This window comes from Stenotrophomonas sp. YJH_SMC_12-1, assembly GCF_059370935.1.
On record NZ_JCAFUD010000003.1, the window covers coordinates 36,695 to 53,601 of the forward strand.

The 16,907-nt window shown below is 66.3% G+C and carries 15 protein-coding genes; 9 read left to right on the forward strand and 6 right to left on the reverse strand.

The genetic code is table 11. From position 1 onward, the window contains the following. The first annotated feature begins 159 nt into the window (after positions 1-159). Positions 160-612: an inner membrane protein YiaA gene (gene yiaA, locus AC5P8Y_RS06360; RefSeq protein WP_033833646.1), complete on the forward strand. Its 453-nt coding sequence runs from the start codon at positions 160-162 to the stop codon at positions 610-612. Positions 613-699: 87 nt separating this feature from the next. Here the strand turns inward: yiaA and AC5P8Y_RS06365 are convergent, their stop codons facing one another. From AC5P8Y_RS06365 to AC5P8Y_RS06390, 6 genes are all read right to left on the reverse strand, one after another. Further along, entirely contained in the window at positions 700-1,023 is a 324-nt protein-coding gene (locus AC5P8Y_RS06365; protein WP_033833647.1) for a hypothetical protein, read from the reverse strand. A 110-nt stretch (positions 1,024-1,133) separates the two neighbouring features. Then, complete coding sequence (locus AC5P8Y_RS06370; RefSeq protein WP_005407814.1) at positions 1,134-2,435, reverse strand: APC family permease; 1,302 nt, start codon at positions 2,433-2,435, stop codon at positions 1,134-1,136. Next, positions 2,432-3,193, reverse strand: a complete 762-nt coding sequence (locus AC5P8Y_RS06375; RefSeq protein WP_033833648.1) for a L,D-transpeptidase family protein — start codon at positions 3,191-3,193, stop codon at positions 2,432-2,434. The genes AC5P8Y_RS06370 and AC5P8Y_RS06375 overlap by 4 nt, the downstream gene beginning before the upstream one ends. A 15-nt stretch (positions 3,194-3,208) precedes the next feature. Next, on the reverse strand, positions 3,209-4,057 hold the full coding sequence (locus AC5P8Y_RS06380; protein ID WP_033833649.1) for a MurR/RpiR family transcriptional regulator: 849 nt from the start codon (positions 4,055-4,057) through the stop codon (positions 3,209-3,211). Between the two features lie 361 nt (positions 4,058-4,418). Beyond that, a complete protein-coding gene (locus AC5P8Y_RS06385; RefSeq protein WP_033833650.1) occupies positions 4,419-5,513 on the reverse strand; it encodes a dipeptide epimerase in 1,095 nt (364 codons plus the stop codon). Beyond that, complete coding sequence (locus AC5P8Y_RS06390) at positions 5,514-6,950, reverse strand: C40 family peptidase (protein ID WP_049433371.1); 1,437 nt, start codon at positions 6,948-6,950, stop codon at positions 5,514-5,516. A gap of 132 nt (positions 6,951-7,082) precedes the next feature. Between AC5P8Y_RS06390 and AC5P8Y_RS06395 the strand changes: the two genes are divergently transcribed. From AC5P8Y_RS06395 to AC5P8Y_RS06430, 8 genes are all read left to right on the forward strand, one after another. Continuing rightward, entirely contained in the window at positions 7,083-8,555 is a 1,473-nt protein-coding gene (locus AC5P8Y_RS06395; RefSeq protein WP_111108540.1) for a transglutaminase-like domain-containing protein, read from the forward strand. 51 nt (positions 8,556-8,606) lie between these two features. Next, positions 8,607-11,630 carry a TonB-dependent receptor gene (locus tag AC5P8Y_RS06400; protein ID WP_111108539.1) on the forward strand — a complete coding sequence of 1,008 codons (3,024 nt, stop codon included), beginning with the start codon at positions 8,607-8,609 and terminating at the stop codon, positions 11,628-11,630. Positions 11,631-11,685: 55 nt separating this feature from the next. Next, positions 11,686-13,239 (forward strand): serine hydrolase domain-containing protein, encoded by a 1,554-nt coding sequence (locus AC5P8Y_RS06405; RefSeq protein ID WP_111108538.1) that lies wholly within the window; start codon positions 11,686-11,688, stop codon positions 13,237-13,239. Continuing rightward, positions 13,172-13,885 (forward strand): M15 family metallopeptidase, encoded by a 714-nt coding sequence (locus AC5P8Y_RS06410; RefSeq protein WP_495201864.1) that lies wholly within the window; start codon positions 13,172-13,174, stop codon positions 13,883-13,885. Before AC5P8Y_RS06405 ends, AC5P8Y_RS06410 begins: the two co-directional genes overlap by 68 nt. A gap of 557 nt (positions 13,886-14,442) precedes the next feature. Further along, on the forward strand, positions 14,443-14,814 hold the full coding sequence (locus AC5P8Y_RS06415; protein WP_111108536.1) for a hypothetical protein: 372 nt from the start codon (positions 14,443-14,445) through the stop codon (positions 14,812-14,814). A gap of 232 nt (positions 14,815-15,046) precedes the next feature. Continuing rightward, positions 15,047-15,463, forward strand: a complete 417-nt coding sequence (locus AC5P8Y_RS06420; protein ID WP_005407824.1) for an EF-hand domain-containing protein — start codon at positions 15,047-15,049, stop codon at positions 15,461-15,463. Positions 15,464-15,547: 84 nt separating this feature from the next. After that, on the forward strand, positions 15,548-16,300 hold the full coding sequence (locus AC5P8Y_RS06425) for an HAD family hydrolase (protein WP_033833656.1): 753 nt from the start codon (positions 15,548-15,550) through the stop codon (positions 16,298-16,300). 31 nt (positions 16,301-16,331) lie between these two features. Beyond that, entirely contained in the window at positions 16,332-16,820 is a 489-nt protein-coding gene (locus AC5P8Y_RS06430; protein WP_033833657.1) for a hypothetical protein, read from the forward strand. Positions 16,821-16,907 lie beyond the last annotated feature (87 nt).

Consider the following 16,907-nt stretch of genomic DNA (forward strand, 5'->3'; position numbering starts at 1 on the left):
CAGGGCGGGGATGCGGATGGCCGGGCTGTCCCTTGTATACCACTGGCGTCGTGAGCGTCGTGGCCCGAAGGTCCTGCGACCCCTGTGCGAGCGCGGCGGGATCGTCTAGGGTGGGCACGCCCGGGCAAAGCGTGCCCGTCTGCCTGCCAAGGATCTGCAATGAACACTGCCATGCCCCACAAGCCCTCCACCGCCTTCATCGCCGCCTCATGGGTGGCCCTGCTGCTGGGTGCGGCGGCCTACCTGATCGGTCTGTTCAACGCCACGATGGCGCTCAACGAAAAGGGCTACTACCTGACCCTGCTGCTGTTCGGCCTGTTCGCGGCGGTGTCGCTGCAGAAGAGCGTGCGTGACCGCGTCGAGGGCATTCCGGTGAGTGGCCTGTACTACGCGCTGTGCTGGTTCGCACTGCTGTCGGCGTTGATGCTGCTGCTGGTTGGCCTGTGGAATGCCACGCTGGCACCGAGCGAGAAGGGCTTCTACGGCATGGCGTATGCACTGTCGCTGTTCGGCGCGGTGGCGGTGCAGAAGAACACCCGCGACCTGATCGCCGCCGGTGGCGGTGAGAGCAAGCGCAGCGCGGCCGTGCCGCCGCTGCCGGAACAGGAGTGAATGTGTAGAGCCGGGCCAATGCTCGGCTGTCCTGCGGCGTTTGTGGAGTCGAGCCGAGCGTAGGCTCGGCCCGACAAAAGCACGGCGTTATCGCTTCAACCGCGGATCCGCCAACTGCGCATCCTCCCAGCCACGGCGCACGGCACCGCGCGCCTGCGCCCATTCCAGCCGGCTGCGGCCACGCTCGCTGGCCCAGCGCGACTCCAGTTCAGCTTCGACCTGTTCGTAGGCGCGGATCATGTCCTGCGCACGCGCGGCGTGGCCGATGCGGTAGGCCGGTTCATAATCCTCGAAGAACAGCTGGTCGTCGTAATACGGCTCGGCCGTGTAGCGCTCACGCCAGTAGTTGCTGACCGCATCACGCGGCGTGCTGTCGTCCGGTACGCGGCCGGGGATCTGGTACTCGGTCATGGAAGGCTCCGTTGTGGACGAAGCCTGATCCTGCCTGTGTGGCGGTTAACGGCCCGGTCCGGCAGCGTGATCACCAGATCAATCCGCCGGGCATGGCCCGGCGCTATCGGTCATCCGGCGTCGGCATCTTTTCGCGGCAGCTTGTAGATCACCGCGCCGATGGCGAACGCCACCAGCGCAGCAGCGATGTTCTGCCAGCTGGCACTGGCGAACAGCGCCAGGCACAGCAGCAGCGCCAGTACCGGAATCAGCGGGCCACCCGGCAGTTTCAGTGCGCCCGGCCGGTCCGCATAGCGCTTGGCCAGCACCAGTACCGCAGCGGCCGTTCCGATGTAGGCGAACAGGCGCGTGGTCATCGACAGCAGGGCCAGCTGCACGAACGAACCGGACAGGGCCAGGCCGAGTGCGATCAAACCCTGGCACAGGATCGATGCGGCCGGGGTGTGGAAGCGCGGATGCACCTGCGCCAGGATCTTCGGCCCATAGCCATCGCGGGCCAGTGCGAACAGGAAGCGTGGGCCCATCATCATCGTGTTGCTGTTGGTGCCGAGGATGGAGATGGTCGCGCCTACGGTGAGGATCAGCGCCAGTGCTTCGCCGCCGAAGCCGGCAGCGGCATCGGCCAGCGGCGTGGCCGAGCTGGCCAGGCCGGCCAGCGTGCCCTGTGCCACCACCTGCACCGCGCCGTAGATGACGGTGACGGTGATGATCATGGTGATCAGCGCGAACGGAATATCGCGACGCGGATTACGGTACTCGCCGGCGGCGGCCGGGATGTTCTCGAAGCCGGCGTAGGCGTACAGCAGCAGCAACGCGGCCTCGCCCATGCGCTGCAGGTCGTGCGGGTCGGGGCGCTGGCCGGAGAAGGCCAGCTGCGGGTCGATATAGAACGCACCGATGGCCACGAACAGCAGCAGCGGCAACATCTTGCCGATCACCAGCACCACGCCGGTGCGCGCGGCCGAGCGCACGCCGATGATGTTGACGCCGGTGAGGAAGCCCAGCGACACCACGATCACCGCGATGCGCCCCATGCCGGCACCGGCCCACGGCCAGAAACGCGCGACCGCATCGGCCAGCGCGTTGCTGAGTGCGGCCGCCGAGCTGATGCGGGTCAGCCAGATCATCCAGCCGATCTCGAACCCGGCGAAGCGCCCGAACGCCTCGCGTGCATACAGGTAGCTGCCACCGGGCTCGTCGAAATAGCTGGCGGCCTGCGCGTAGCACAGCACCAGCAGGGCGACCACGATGCCGGCAGCGACCACGCCCCACAGGCTGAAGGGGCCAAGCAGGGCGACGGTGGCGGCCGGCAGCAGGTAGATGCCGCTGCCGATCACATCGTTGATCGACAGGCCGACGATCTGCCAGCGGCTGACCGCGCGCTGCAGCTGCGGTTCGTCCTGCGCGCTCAACGGGCGTCTCCGCGCAGTGCGGGCAGTTGCCACTGGGCCTGCAGGCGCGTGTACTCGGCGCGCGGCAGCAGCACGAAGCGCGGCGCATCCTGCGGCCGCAACCAGTCCAGCAGGGCTTGCATGCGGGCCTGCGGCATGGCGGTGCAGCCGGCCGTGGCCTCACCGGGTTGGCGCCACAGATGCGCGAAGATGCAGCTGCCCTTGCCGGGCTGGTTGTCCGGGTTGTGGGCGATCACGAAGCCTTCCTGGTAACGCACGTCGCCCCTGTTGTGCAGATCCAGCCGCATCGGCTCGGTGGAGCCTTCCACAGCTGCCTTGCCGACCTTCTTCTCATCGACGATGCGGTTGTAGAACGGCGAACCGGACACATCCATGCAGTAGCTGCTTTCGAGCATCGGCTGGTAGGCCATGGCCGTGCCTGGTCGTGTGACGGCATAGCCGAACGCGCTGCCGAGCGCGAACACGCCTGCCGGGCTGCGGCCATCGCCTTCCTGCTTCTGCGGGCCATCGGCCTGCGCCGGGTGCAGGCCCAGGCCCCAGGCGCTGCCGGTGCGGCCCAGTGCCACCGGGAACGCCTCTCCATGTGCGTGCCAGCCCTTGCCATCACGCACGTAGGCCTGCAGCTGGCCCTGTGTGCTGTCCCAGCTTTCGCTGGTGACCACGATCAGCTGGCGCGCACCCTGCAGCGGCGCAGCGTGGACGGATGCCGCCGCGGCAAGCAGCAGTGCAGCGGTAGCGAGACGGACCAGGGATTTCATCAACAGGTGCTCCGGTCAGGAATCCAGCAGGTGGTCGATCCGCTCCAGGTTCACCGCCAGCTGCTGCTGGCGGTCCGGATTGGTGTGGCAGAGCAGCACGAACAGGAAATCGAGCAGGGCGTGCATGGCGCTACGGTACAGCAGCTGCGCGACCTGCGGCGTGCGCTCGTGCGCGCACACCACCAGCGCTGCGTCAGCATGCGCGCGCAGCGGGTTGGCGGTATGGCGGGTGATGGAAATCACCTTGCCACCCATGTCCTGGAACTGGCGCGACAGCTGCGAAAGCTGAGGCAGGTTGCCGAATTCGGAGAACACCAGCAGCGCATCACCGGGGCGCGCGGCCGACAGGTTGGCCAGCATCAGGATCGGGTCGGTATGCGGCACCACCAGCAGGCCGAGCAGCGACAGCCGCATGGCGAACTCGCGCGCGAACAGGCCGTCGTCACCCAGGCCGTACACGAACAGCTTCGGCGCGCCGTCGAGCAGCTGCACGATGCGCTCGATCTCCTTGCGCGGGTTGGCCTGGCGGGTTTCCTCTTCGGCCTGCGCCTTGCTGCGGCGCAGGGTGTCGCCCAGGCGCAGGTAGTCGTCGCCGCTGTCGGGTTCGCTGGGGGCCTGCTGCGGATCGGCGCCAGCACGGGCGACATCCTGGCCGATGGAGTACTTCAGGTCCGGGTAGCCCTTGAAGCCGAGCTTCTGGCTGAACTTCACCACGCTGGACTGGCTGATGCCCAGCGCGCTGGCCAGTTGCTGGGACGAGTAGTCGCGCAGCAGGTGGGCGTTGTCGAGGATGAAGTCGGCGATGCGGCGCTCGATGGCCGACATCTGCCCGCGCTCGGAACGGATCTTCAGCAGGGGCGGCATGCGGGGTGTCCGGGCATGTGTAGGCGCGTTGCGGTTGGCAGCGTAGAGCGTGCCATGGAATGGGTCGGGCGGGTTCCAGCCGCGAAGAGGTTACGGGATGCAGTTGTTGCCTTTGACGTTGAGTCCGCCTTCAAGCGAGCCGAGCACCGCAGGTCCGGCGAGGGCGAAGAGGCGCGGGTGTCTGAGCGCAGCGAGTTCCGCGCCGTCCCTCGGCGGACCGAGGAGCGCAGGGCACCGACGTGCGCAGCACGTCGGCTCGCGGCCGGGGGAGCGTTTCTTTTGGTTACTTTTCCTTTCGCGAAAAGAAAAGTAACGCGCGACCCAGCGTCAGTGGCACGCAACGTCAGCCGCAGGGCAGAGATCACCCCAGCATCTCCAGCCCACGCACCTCAGTAATGCCCAGCCCCGGCACGTCGCTGATGCTGATCTCCGATTCGTTGAAATGCACGCCGCCGCTGACCGGGTCGAACTGGCCCAGCGAGGGACCGTCGAGGTCAACCTTGGTGATCACATCACTCTTGGCCACGGCCAGGTGCACGGCTGCGGCCACGCTGATGCTCGACTCGATCATGCAGCCGATCATGCACGGCACGCCGTAGATGCCGGCGATGTCGGCGATGCGGATCGCATTCGACAGGCCGCCGGTCTTCATCAGCTTGATGTTGATGATGTCGGCCGCGCGCTGCTGGATCAGGTCCATCACCTGGCTCGGGCTGAACACGCTCTCGTCGGCCATCACCGGCGTGTTGACGCGATCGGTGACGTACTTCAGGCCGCTGATGTCAGCCGCCTTCACCGGTTGCTCCAGCAGCTCCAGCACCACGCCGGCCTCTTCCAGCGTACGCATCGCATGCACCGCCTGCTTGGCGGTCCAGCCCTGGTTGGCATCCAGTCGCAGCAGGGCACGGCCTTCCACGGCGGCATGGATCGCCTTGACCCGTTCGATGTCCAGTCCGATGTCCTTGCCGACCTTGATCTTCAGCGACTCGAAGCCGCGTTCGATCGCCGACAGCGAATCGGCCACCATCTTGTCGATGTAGTCCACGCTGATGGTGATGTCGGTGGTGATCACCGGGTCGCCACCACCGAGCATCTGGTACAGCGGCGCACCGTGCAGCTGCGCCCACAGGTCGTACAGCGCGATCTCCACCGCTGCCTTGGCGCTGGTGTTGCGCTCCATCGCGGTCTGCACCAGCGTGCACAGATGGTTGAGGTTGACCACGTCCTGGCCGATCAGGCGCGGGGCGATGAAGTGGCGGATCGCTTCGATGATCGAGCCGTGCGTATCGCCGGTGATCACCGCGGTGGCCGGGGCTTCACCGTAACCGGTGTTGGCGGTGTCGGTGCGGATCAGTACGACCACGTCTTCCACGGTTTCCACCGTGCGCAGGGCAGTCTTGAACGGCGTCTTCAGCGGCACGCGCAGCATGCCCAGTTCGATGGCAGTGATCTTCATTCAGGGGGTCTTGGCCCGCAGGCGCTGGATGTTGGTGATGCGGTCGATGTAGCGGACGGTATCGCTGGCCATCATCGGCTCCAGCGGCGTGACCGAAACACCATTGAGATGGGCCTGCACACGTCTGCCGTCGGCACCGAACCAGCTGCCGCCCGCCGTATCGTGGATCACCCAGGTGCGGCCGTCGACGTGGCCAATGGCCATCATCACGTGGCCGGGGATGTAGACCAGGTCGCCGACCTGTAGTTCGCTGACCGCACGGTCGCGCGCGGCCTTGCCGACCTTGTCGGTGAACGGCAGGCGATCCAGTGCCGGGCTGACCGCCTGTGCACTGGTGTTGCGTGGCAGCAGCACGCCGAAGCTGCGGTAGATCTCGGAGACGAACCCGCTGCAGTCACGGGTGTCGTAGTCATGGCCCCAGCCGTAGCGTTCGCCCAGGAACTTGAAGGCCTGCTGCAGCAGCAGGCGCGGGGTCAGTGGCAGGTAGTCGGCGGCGGTGTCCTGCGAGCGCGGCAGCAGCGCCGGTACGAGCTTCAGACGCCCGTCGACCTCGCGCACCGGCAGCTGCACCACCCACGAGGCATGCGCCTGCTGGCCGTTCACGGGTTCTGAAGCGGGCCAGTCGGCCAGCACCGGCAGGCGTACGCCCATGTCCAACTGCAGGCGCGATACGCGCGGTTCCTCCGGGGTGTAGGCGGTCTGCGCGGTGGCGCCGGTGACAATGCGGTACGGGCCCTTCGTGCCATAGCCGAGCACCGTGGCCTTGTCGCCGCTGGCGATGGCGTCGGCTTCGATCCACGCGCTGTAGCGCTCGCTGTGCACGAACAGCCAGCGGCCGTCGGCACTGCGGTGAACCACCGCGACCTTGTCGCCGGGGAACAGCGCCGATTCCTGGAAGCGGTCGATGTCGGTGTCACCGGCGGTGCTGAAGACGCGCTCGCGGGTGGGGAAGGTACGCAGTGCCGCGCGCTTCACCACCAGCCCATAGGCCGGTGCCACCTGGGCAGGAATCGCATCGAGGCCGAGGTTGGCTTCGATGCCGCTGCGCAGCGCGGGGGCGATGGCCTGGCCCGTCTCGTTGAACAGTGCACGCGTGGGCCAGCTGGACAGCGCGCTGATGCTGGCACGCACCGTCGCCGCATCAAGCTGGGCGGGCAGTGTGGCGATGTCCTGGATATGGCTGTCCTGCGCCCGCATCCGCGCGTTCTGCGCCTCGATCTGCGCGCGATCCAGAATCGGCGCATCAGCGTTGTCCAGGCGCGCGGCCCAGTACTGCGGGGTGAGGTAGGCCTCGTGCAGGCCGATCACATAGGGCAGCGGCGCACCCGGGTCGGGCGGTGGTGCCGCCTGTGCAAAGGCCGGTGCGGCCAGCAGGCACAGGGCCAGGGTCAACCGGCGCGGCCAACGCCGGTGCGGTTCGCGGGAAGCCAGGCTCATGCGGTGCACACCCTCCTCGAATGCCTGTTGGAATATTTATTCCTTTTGGCATCGAAAGCAAGAATAAATTATTGACCGGCATCCCGGCCCGTGTTACACAGCCGTTACCACCCGCGCTGGGGAAGTGTCGCTGTGGATCCTGCCGTTCGCAAACCGCGTCTGCCTGCTGCTGCCGGCCTGTGTGCCGCGCTGCTGCTGTGGGCGTCGGCCACGCAGGCGGCAGACGGGCGCAGCAGCCAGCAGCGTGCGCGCGAAACGCAGGTGATCGACCTGATCGACAGCGGCCGCTTCAGCGACGCCGATGCGCTGCTGGCGACCGGGAGCGATGCTGCCGAAGGCACGTTCCAGCGTGAGCGCATGCGCCGCATCCGCTTGGATTTTTCCCTCGATGAATCCGCCGCCAAGTCTGCCGTGCGTCGCTGGATTCCGGACCTGACCGACGAGGAATTCGCGCGCTGGGACCAGCTCGGCCTGATCGAGCATCTGGATATCGATGGCACGCGTTGGTATTTCAAGCGCGCACCGTCGAACCTGTTCCTGCTCAGTGACGAAGCACGCGCACGCCGCCGCGCGGATGCACCGATGTCACCGCCGGGCCCGAACGAAGTGCTCAACGCGCACCACGCGCGCGTGCTTGCCGCAGCCGAACAGAGTGGCCAGGCGTCCGTACTGCCGCAGCGCATTGAGTTCACCCAGTCGCTCACGGTGAAAGCCGATGCCGTCCCGGCGGGTGAAACCGTACGCGCCTGGATTCCATACCCGCGTGAGATCCCGGGCCAGCAGGAACAGGTGCAGTGGCTGGGCAGCGCCCCGGCCAAGGCACGGGTGGCACCGGCCAGTACCCTGCAGCGCACCGCCTACCTGGAAGCCAAGGCCGTAGCCGGCAAGACGACCCGGTTCGAGATCCGCTATGCAGTAACGGTCTTCGCGCGACACACTGCGATCGATCCCGCGAAGGTGCTGGCCACCCCGAATGATCCCGCATTGAAGCCCTATCTGGTCGAGCAGCTGCCGCATGTGCGCTTCACCCCGGCGCTGAAGCTGTTCTCCGACCAGGTGCTGCAGGGCGAGACGCGCCCCTATGAAGTGGTGCGCAAGCTGTTTGCCGCCGTGGACCGCATTCCATGGGCCGGTGCGCGCGAATACTCGACGCTCAGCAACATCAGCGATTACGCGCTGCGCGCCGGCCATGCGGATTGCGGGCAGCAGACCCTGCTGCTGATCGCGCTGCTGCGCATGAACGGCATTCCTGCACGCTGGCAGTCGGGCATGGTGTTCTCCGACGATGGCAGCGGCTACAACAACCTGCATGACTGGGGACAGGTCTACCTGGCGCCATACGGCTGGTTGCCGATGGACGTGACCACCGGCGCGCTTGCCAGCGATGTGCCGGCCCTGCGCGATTTCTATCTGGGTGGCCTCGACGGCTACCGCATTGCTTTCAACGACGATTTCGGCCAGCCCTTGGTGCCGGCCAAGCAGCACTTCCGCTCGGAAACGGTCGACTCGCAGCGCGGCGAGGCCGAGTGGGCAGGCGGCAACCTGTACTTCGACCAATGGACCTACGACTTCCAGTGGCGGGTACTGCCAGCCAGGCAACGCTAGCGCGACACATCGCATTCCACACCATTCAATTCTTGCAGGAGAGAGCAGGGGATGAAGGCTTACAGCATCAAGCGGGCGGCGTTGTGCGTCGCCCTCGGGGCGTGTCTGGGCGTAGTGCTGCCCGGCATCGCGATGGCACAGAACGTGAGCGGTGCAGTCGCCGGCCGTGCAACCGCCGGTGACCAGGTGACCGTGGTCAGCAGCAGCACCGGCCTGACCCGTACCGTCACCGTAGGCGCCGATGGCAGCTACCGCCTCGGCCAGCTGCCGGTGGGCGACTACCAGCTGCAGCTCAGCCGCGATGGCCAGAAGCTGGGCGACCAGGTATCGGTGAGCGTTGCCGTCGGCGGTACCACCACGGTCAACCTGGGCAGCGGCGGCGGTGTCACCAACCTGGATGCACTGCAGGTGGTTGGCACCCGCGTGGTCAACCGCGTGGATGTGTACTCCACCGAAACCTCGTTCAACATCAACCGCCAGGAGATCTCGCGGCTGCCGGTGGCGCAGGACCTGTCCGCGGTCGCGCTGATGGCGCCGGGCGTGGTCGGCGGCAACTCGTCATTCGGAGGCCTGTCGTTCGCCGGTTCATCGGTGGCCGAGAATGCGGTCTTCATCAACGGCCTGAATGTCACCGACATGTATACCCGTCGTGGCTTCAGCACCGCGCCGTTCGCCTTCTTCAAGGAATTCCAGGTCAAGACCGGTGGCTACTCGGTCGAGTTCGGCCGCTCCACCGGTGGCGTGATCAATGCAGTGACCCGTTCGGGCAGCAACGAGTTCGAAGGCGGCGTTGAAGTCACCGCCGAGCCCAGTGCGTGGCGCGCCAGTGGCGGCGATCATTTCCACCGCGATGGCACGCCGCATTCCTACGGAAGCCGCGACAACAACTCGTTCCTGAAGACCAACGTCTGGGGCTCGGGGCCGATCGTCAAGGACAAGCTGTTCCTGTTCGCGATGTACGAGGACCGCAGCGACAAGGGCCACAACACCTCGTCCGATGGCAGTACCTGGTTCAAGAACGACTCCGGCAACGGCTTCTGGGGCACCAAGCTGGACTGGAACATCAACGACAACCACAGCCTGGCGCTGCTGGCGTTCTCCGACGAGGGCGATGTCACCAACGCGTCGTACGGCTACAACTGGAATGCGGACCGGATCGGTTCCTGGGGCGGTGACTCGGTCACCGAGACCGGCGGCCGCAACTGGTCGGCCACCTACACCGGCCACTTCGGCCAGAATTTCACCGCGCGCGCCATGGTCGGCCAGAACAAGCAGCGTGCCTTCACCAATTCGTCGCTGGACCAGGCCTGCAGCCCGGTGTTCACCGACAGCACCTACGGCCCGCGGCTGGGCAAGCTGCAGGGGCTGCGCGCGGGCTGCCACCCGACCGGCGCGGCGGTGGCCGAACGCGATGACACCCGCGATGTCGCGCGCCTGGATTTCGAATGGCAGCTCGGTGATCACCTGCTGCGCTTCGGTGTCGACCGCGAACTGATGACCACCAAGCAGTCCACCCGTTATCCAGGACCGACCGAGCTGAGCTACACCGCCTACGTGGCGCGCCCCGGCGATGAAGTGTGGGATGGCGCCAACGCCTACGTACCGGCTGGCGTCACCGAGATGCTGCGCGCTCGCAACCGCCGCTCCGGCGGCACCTTCGAGACCGAGGCCAATGCCTTCTATCTGGAAGACATCTGGAACATCACCCCGAACCTGATGCTGAACCTCGGCGTGCGCTGGGACCGCTTCGAGAACCGCACCGCCGCCGGCAAGGCGTTCATCAAGATGGACGACCTGATCGCGCCACGCGTCGGTTTCTCGTGGGACATGCGCGGTGATGGCAGCACCAAGCTGTTCGGCAACGCCGGCCGTTACTACCTGCCGGTCACCAACAACATCAACGTGAACTTCGCCGGTGGCCTGACCGACGAATACAGCTATTACGTGCTGAACGGCTGGGAGCAGAAAACCTCGCCGACCGGTTCGCCGTACATGGCACCGATCGTCGGCCAGCAGATCGGGCCGACCGACACCCGCATGAACACCGGCGGTGCCGACCTGCGCCAGAGCGTGGACCGCGACCTGAAGGCGGTCTACCAGGACGAATACATCCTGGGCTTCCAGAACATGATCAACCAGGCCTGGTCGTGGGGCGTCAATGCCACCTACCGGCGCATGACCCGCGCGCTGGATGACATCCGCATCAACTACACCCCGTGCGGCCCGACCCCCAGCACGCTGTGGCCGATCGCCAACCCGGGCGAGAATCTGACGATCTGGGGCGACAAGAGCATCGGTTGCGCCAACGAAGGCTGGATCACCATCGACACTGCCAACAGCGGTTATCGAAAGGGCGGCAGTGGCGAGGTGATCGGTTACTCCAAGCCCAAGCGCACCTACAAGGCGCTGGAGTTCCAGATCGACCGCGCCTGGGACGAGAAGTGGATGTTCAACGCGTCCTACCTGTGGTCGAAGAGCGAGGGCAACTTCGAAGGCCCGGTAAACTCCGATACCAACTACGGCGACACCGGCATGGTGCAGTTCTGGGACCACCCGGCCACCAATGAACGCTATGGTGTTCTGTTCAACGATTTCCGCCATCAGTTCAAGCTGCGTGCCGCGTATGCGCTGAACAAGCAGTGGTCGTTCGGCACCACGCTGCAGGTGCAGTCCGGTGGCCCGATCACCGCCTACGGCGTGATGTGGCCGAACGACTCCATCGCCGGTGGCAGCACGTCCAGTGAAGGCAGTGGTGGTGGCACCGGTTGGCTGTGCGTGGCCAACTGTTCGGGCCCGTACAACCAGCGCCAGTTCGAGTACAGCCCGCGCGGCGCGTTTGGTCGCCTGCCGTGGACCTGGACCATGGGCGCCAACGTGACCTGGCGCCTGCCGGTGGAGGGCATCGACCTCAGCGCCCGGTTGTCGGTGTACAACCTGTTCAACAACCAGAAGACCATCAACGTGCACCAGCGCTACGAGGCGCAGCCCGGCCAGTATCGCGAGGCGACGTTCGCTACCGGTACGCGCTGGCAGGCACCGCGCTACACCCAGCTGGTGGTGACCTGGAACTTCTGAGGCCACGATCCGCGCCGTCCACCGTGACGGCGCGGGCAATGGAGGGGCTGCCCGCATGCACCACCTGCTGATCCTCGCGGCGGCACTGGCCGCAGCGTCCGCTTCGTCGGTCGACAGTGCAGCCATCGAGGCCGACATCGCCACCGTGGTCCGGGCCGAGCATCTGCCCGGGCTGGCGCTGGCGGTGGTCGAGAATGGGCAGGTTGTCTATCGCCACGCGGCCGGCGCGCGCGGTGACGGCGGCCGCATCGACGAGGACACGCTGTTCAAGATCGCCTCCAACAGCAAGGCGATGACCGCAGCGCTTCTGGCGCGACTGGTGCAGCAGGGCAAGCTGCACTGGGATGATCCAGTGCAGCGACACCTGCCGGGTTTCCGCATGCATGATGCGTGGGTGGGCGAGCAGATGCAGGTGCGCGACCTGCTGATCCACAACAGTGGCCTTAGCCTGGGCGCCGGGGACCTGATGCTGTGGCCGGAGCCGAACGCGTTCACCCGCGCCGACATCATCGCCGGCTTGGCGCATCTCAAGCCGGTCAGCAGCTTCCGCAGTCACTACGCCTACGACAACCTGATGTATGTGGTGGCCGGCGAAGTGGCGGCGGCAGCGGGTGGCAAGCCGTATGACCAGCTGATGCGCGAGCAGGTGTTCGAACCACTGGGCATGACGCGCTGCCAGGTGGGTGCGTGGTCGGTGAAACGCGTGGGCAACGTGGCACAGCCGCATGCCTGGCGTGGTGAACGCAACGAGGTGGTGAACGCCGATGCTGCGATCAGCCCGGACCTGCCCTCGATGGCGGCGGGAGGCATCCGTTGTTCGCTGGGCGACATGACACGCTGGATGCAGGTGCTGCTCGATCCCGCGCTGGTGCCGGACTGGCTGGGCAGCGAGCAGCGGCGCACGCTGTGGACCCTGCACATGCCGATGCCGTTGGGTGAACGCCAGCGGCGCTGGGACAACGCGCATTTCTACGGCTATGGATATGGCTGGCGGGTGTCGGACATGGACGGGCAGTGGAAGGTGGCGCATACCGGCACGTTGTCGGGCATGTACTCGTCGCTGGCATTGCTTCCTGACCGCAGGGTCGGCGTGGTGATGCTGATCAACGGCGAAGGCGAGGATGCACGCACGGCGCTGTTGCAGGCCACACTGAAGCGCTTCACCGCACCAGACGATGCGCGCCCTGCGATGGAGTACCTGGCCGAACTGAAGGCTGACCGGGCAGCGCAGTCAGCATCTGGCCATCAACGGCCAGCGACCACCGCCGCACAGCCGGCACGCGGCAATGACCTGCCGCATTGGCAGGGCCGCTACTCCGACCCCTGGCTGGGCCCGGCTTCGCTGTGCCCGGGCAAGGATGGCCTGCGCTTCAGCGTGGACAAGTCGCCCAGGCTGCAAGCGGCCGTGCTGCAACTGCAGGGGCGCTGGCTTCTGCGCTGGGATACGCTGGGTGACGAGGCGCAGGCGTGGCTGCAGCCGGGCGAGGGCCCGGCACCGACACTGGACCTGCGCGCCATCGATCCTGACATCGACTTCAGCTATGACTTCCAGGACCTGCATTTCACTCGTACTGGCGACTGCCCTGGCGGCGACCGCCAACGCCGCTGAGCCACCGCGCGTTTCGCCGGCCACTGATGCGGCCAGCGCCGGATTGGTGGAGATCCGCACGTTGTCGCCAGGCATCGACATGGACATCCGATACGCCAATGCCAACAACTTCACCGGCGCGCGCGTGCCCGGTTATGAGGCGCCGTCCTGCTACCTGCTGGCGCCCGTGGCGAAAGCGCTGGCGCAGGTAGAACAGAATCTGCGCGCGCAGGGCTTTGGCCTGCGCCTCTACGACTGCTACCGGCCGGTGCGCTCGGTGCAGGCCTTCATGGCCTGGGTGAACGATCCGCGCGAACTCTCGCGCAAGGCACAGCAGTACCCGGACCTGGACAAGCCACGGCTGCTGGCCGACGGCTACATCGCCGAGCGCTCTGGCCATAGTCGTGGCGCCACGGTTGATCTTGGCCTGCTGGATTGCCGCACTGGCGCCTGCACGCCGCTGGACATGGGCACCGACTTCGATTTCTTCGGCCCGCGCGCGCATACCCGGACGAGCGGGTTGAGCACTGTGCAGCAGGCGAACCGCCAGCAGCTGGTGCAGGCGATGGGGCGCCGTGGCTTCGTCAACTATCCGCAGGAGTGGTGGCATTACACTCTGCAGCCCGAACCGGATCCCGGCACCGCGTACGACGTGCCAGTGCTTTAGGTGGTATCGGCAGGGCTGCGCCCTGCACCCGCGGTAGTGCCGGCCGCTGGCCGGCAACATCAGACGCAACAGCAACAGCGTGCGTTCCGTGGGATGGCGGGGTGGGTCCGGTTTCGGGGGACGCTGCAAGTCCCCCTCCGGGGCCCGGCCCAGCCGCTGGCGGCTGTGCGTTGGGGCGCTTGCGAAGCAGTGCTTCGCAAGCAAAGGCGCCCTCACCCATGTAAGCTCGGTCGCCGCTTGCTCGTGTGCGCTGTCCTGCGCACACGGCAAGACCCGGGTTGGGCGTCCTGCCCAACCCGCCCGAGGCATGCCTCGGGCCCATGCGGCTCACGCCCCCGCAACCGGACCCACCCCGCCTTCGACAGTTTCCCGCGCGGTCCGTTGTAGCCGAGCCCATGCTCGGCTGCTCTTTGTTCGTCGGCTGCTTCTTGTTCAATCGTCGCGATATTCGATCTCGATGAAGATTCATCCACGCATGGCGTGGATCTACTGTGGCTACCGGATTGGGTCCGGGGCAGATCCCTTACACTGGCCGCCTCTTCATCCCTGCCCACCCGATGAACCTTCCTCTGCACTTCGGCCTGCTCGGTACCCTGGAAGCCGGCGCCATCGCCCTGCTGGTCGGGCTGCTGGTGTACTCCCTGTGGTCGCGGCTGTGCCGGCTCCTGCACTGGACAGCGGGTCACGCGATCGGGTGGTCCTGTGTCATCGCCGTGATCATCTCCGCCGGCATCGATGCATGGAAGCTGTTCTACATGGGCATCGTGCGGCTGGAGTCGCCGCTGTACGCGCGCCTGTTCCTGGCAACCATCCACGATCCGAACGAACTCGGCAGCCGCGTGGTGCTGGAAATCGCCGGTGCGCTCGCCGGTGTTGCGCTCGGCTGGGTGTTGTTCAGTTCGCGGTCATCGGAAAAAACCGTCGACTGACGCAGGTTTTTCGTTGGTTGCCGGTTAAATCCGGCAGCGCTGAATGCGCATCTTATGAGCTGCTCACTTGCTGCTAACCACCGTGCTAATGCATGCGCGGGGGCGAGTGGTTAATGGTGCGTGTTGACGCGGGTCGCGGGGCAAAATCGATTCAGAAACGGGGTGGCAGGGTAGGTGCCGTGCGGAGACAACACGCCGCGCAACACCACCCAATTGGCAGGAGACACCCCTGATGACTATTCGCAACCGCAAGCCCCTGATCGCCCTGATCGTCGCCGCTGGCAGCGTGCTGGCCATTCCGGCGATGGCCCAGTCGGCCAAGCAGCAGGCGGCGCATGCGCAGAACGAGGCCGCACAGGCCCAGCAGGCGGCTGCACAGGCCGGCCAGGCCGCCGACCAGGCGACCAACGCTGCCGCAGCCGCATCGGCGCAGGCCAACGGCGGTGGCCAGACCTGGGCCAGCATCGATACCGATGGCAACGGCACCATCAGCAAGACCGAGGCGCAGGTGAACGCGGGCCTGGCCCAGGTGTTCGACCAGGCTGACACCAACAAGGACGGCGAGCTGAGCGCCGATGAGTACAAGGCCTATGTGGCCGCCCAGCAGGCCGGCGCCGGCGGCGCAGCGCAGGGTGCGCAGGGCAGGTAAGACCTGCATCGGGGCGTATGGGAACCCGGGCGGTTTCGGCCGCCCGGGTTTTTTTCGTCATCGCCACCCCTGTATCCTTGGCCGATGAACACCTCCACGCCTGCGCCGTCGCGCGCCATCGGCCTGGTCGGTTTTGACGGTGACGATACGCTGTGGAAGAGCGAGGACTACTACCGCAAGGCCGAGCAGGATTACCTTGACCTGCTGTCGCGCTACGTCGACGTGCATGACACCCAGACCGCGCGCCACCTGCTGGAAGTGCAGCAGCGCCACCTGGGCACCTTCGGCTACGGCGTGAAGAGCATGACCCTGTCGATGATCGAAGCGGCCATCGACATCACCGGCCAGCGCATCGAAGCGAAGGACATCCAGCGCATCCTCGATATCGGCCACGACACCCTGCGCCACCCGGTCGAGCTGATCGACGGTGTGCGCGAAGCGGTGGCGGCCATCGCCGAGCACTACCCGGTGGTGCTGATCACCAAGGGCGACCTGTTCCACCAGGAAGCGAAGATCAAGGTCGCCAACCTGGGCGAGCTGTTCCCGCGCATCGAGATCGTCTCGGAGAAGGACCCGCAAACCTACGCCCGCGTGCTGGCCGAATTCGACCTGCCGATGCAGCGCTTCGTGATGGTCGGCAACTCGCTGCGTTCGGACATCGAGCCGGTGGTTACCCTGGGTGGCTGGGGCGTGCATACCCCGTACGCGGTGACCTGGGCCCACGAGACCCAGCACGGCGTGGCCGACGATGAACCTCGCATGGTCACCGCCGATACCGCCCACGACTGGCCGGCCGCACTGGCGGCGATCGAAGCCAAGGCCGCTGCGGCGGCCTGACAGGGCCCGGCGGCTGCGGCAGAATCGGGGCATGAATTACCGACTGCGCGTGTTGCTGTTGTCCCTGCTGCTGGCGCCGGCCACCGTGCTGGCCCAGCAGACCGCCGAGCGTTCGGCTGTGTATGAGGTGGCAACCGGCGACAGCTGGGTTGATGCCCAGCTGCAGGACATCAACCATTACGCCGAACGCTACCCGGATGCCTTTCTCGATGAGGTATCGCGCTATGCCGACGTGCCCCGTGGCTACATCAGCGCGCTGTTCACCACTCATGGCTGGCAGGCCGGGGACATCTATTTCGCCTGCTTCTGGGCCAAGGCCAGTGGCCAGACCTGCCGCGACAGCGTGCGCGCCTTCAGCCAGGACCCGGACGGCGGCTGGGAAGTGGTGGTAAAGCGGATGCCCACCAGGCCGGACAACCTGCATTACCGTGCCGTGCGCCACGCCATCGTGGCCAGTTACCAGCACTGGGACCGTCCGATCACCCTGGATGCCACCCTGAAGCGCCAGCTCAAGCGGTAGTGCCGGCCGCTGGCCGGCAATCGCACCCTTCCAGGCATCCGGAGATTGCCGGCCAGCGGCCGGCACTACCGGTTTGTTTCATGTTGC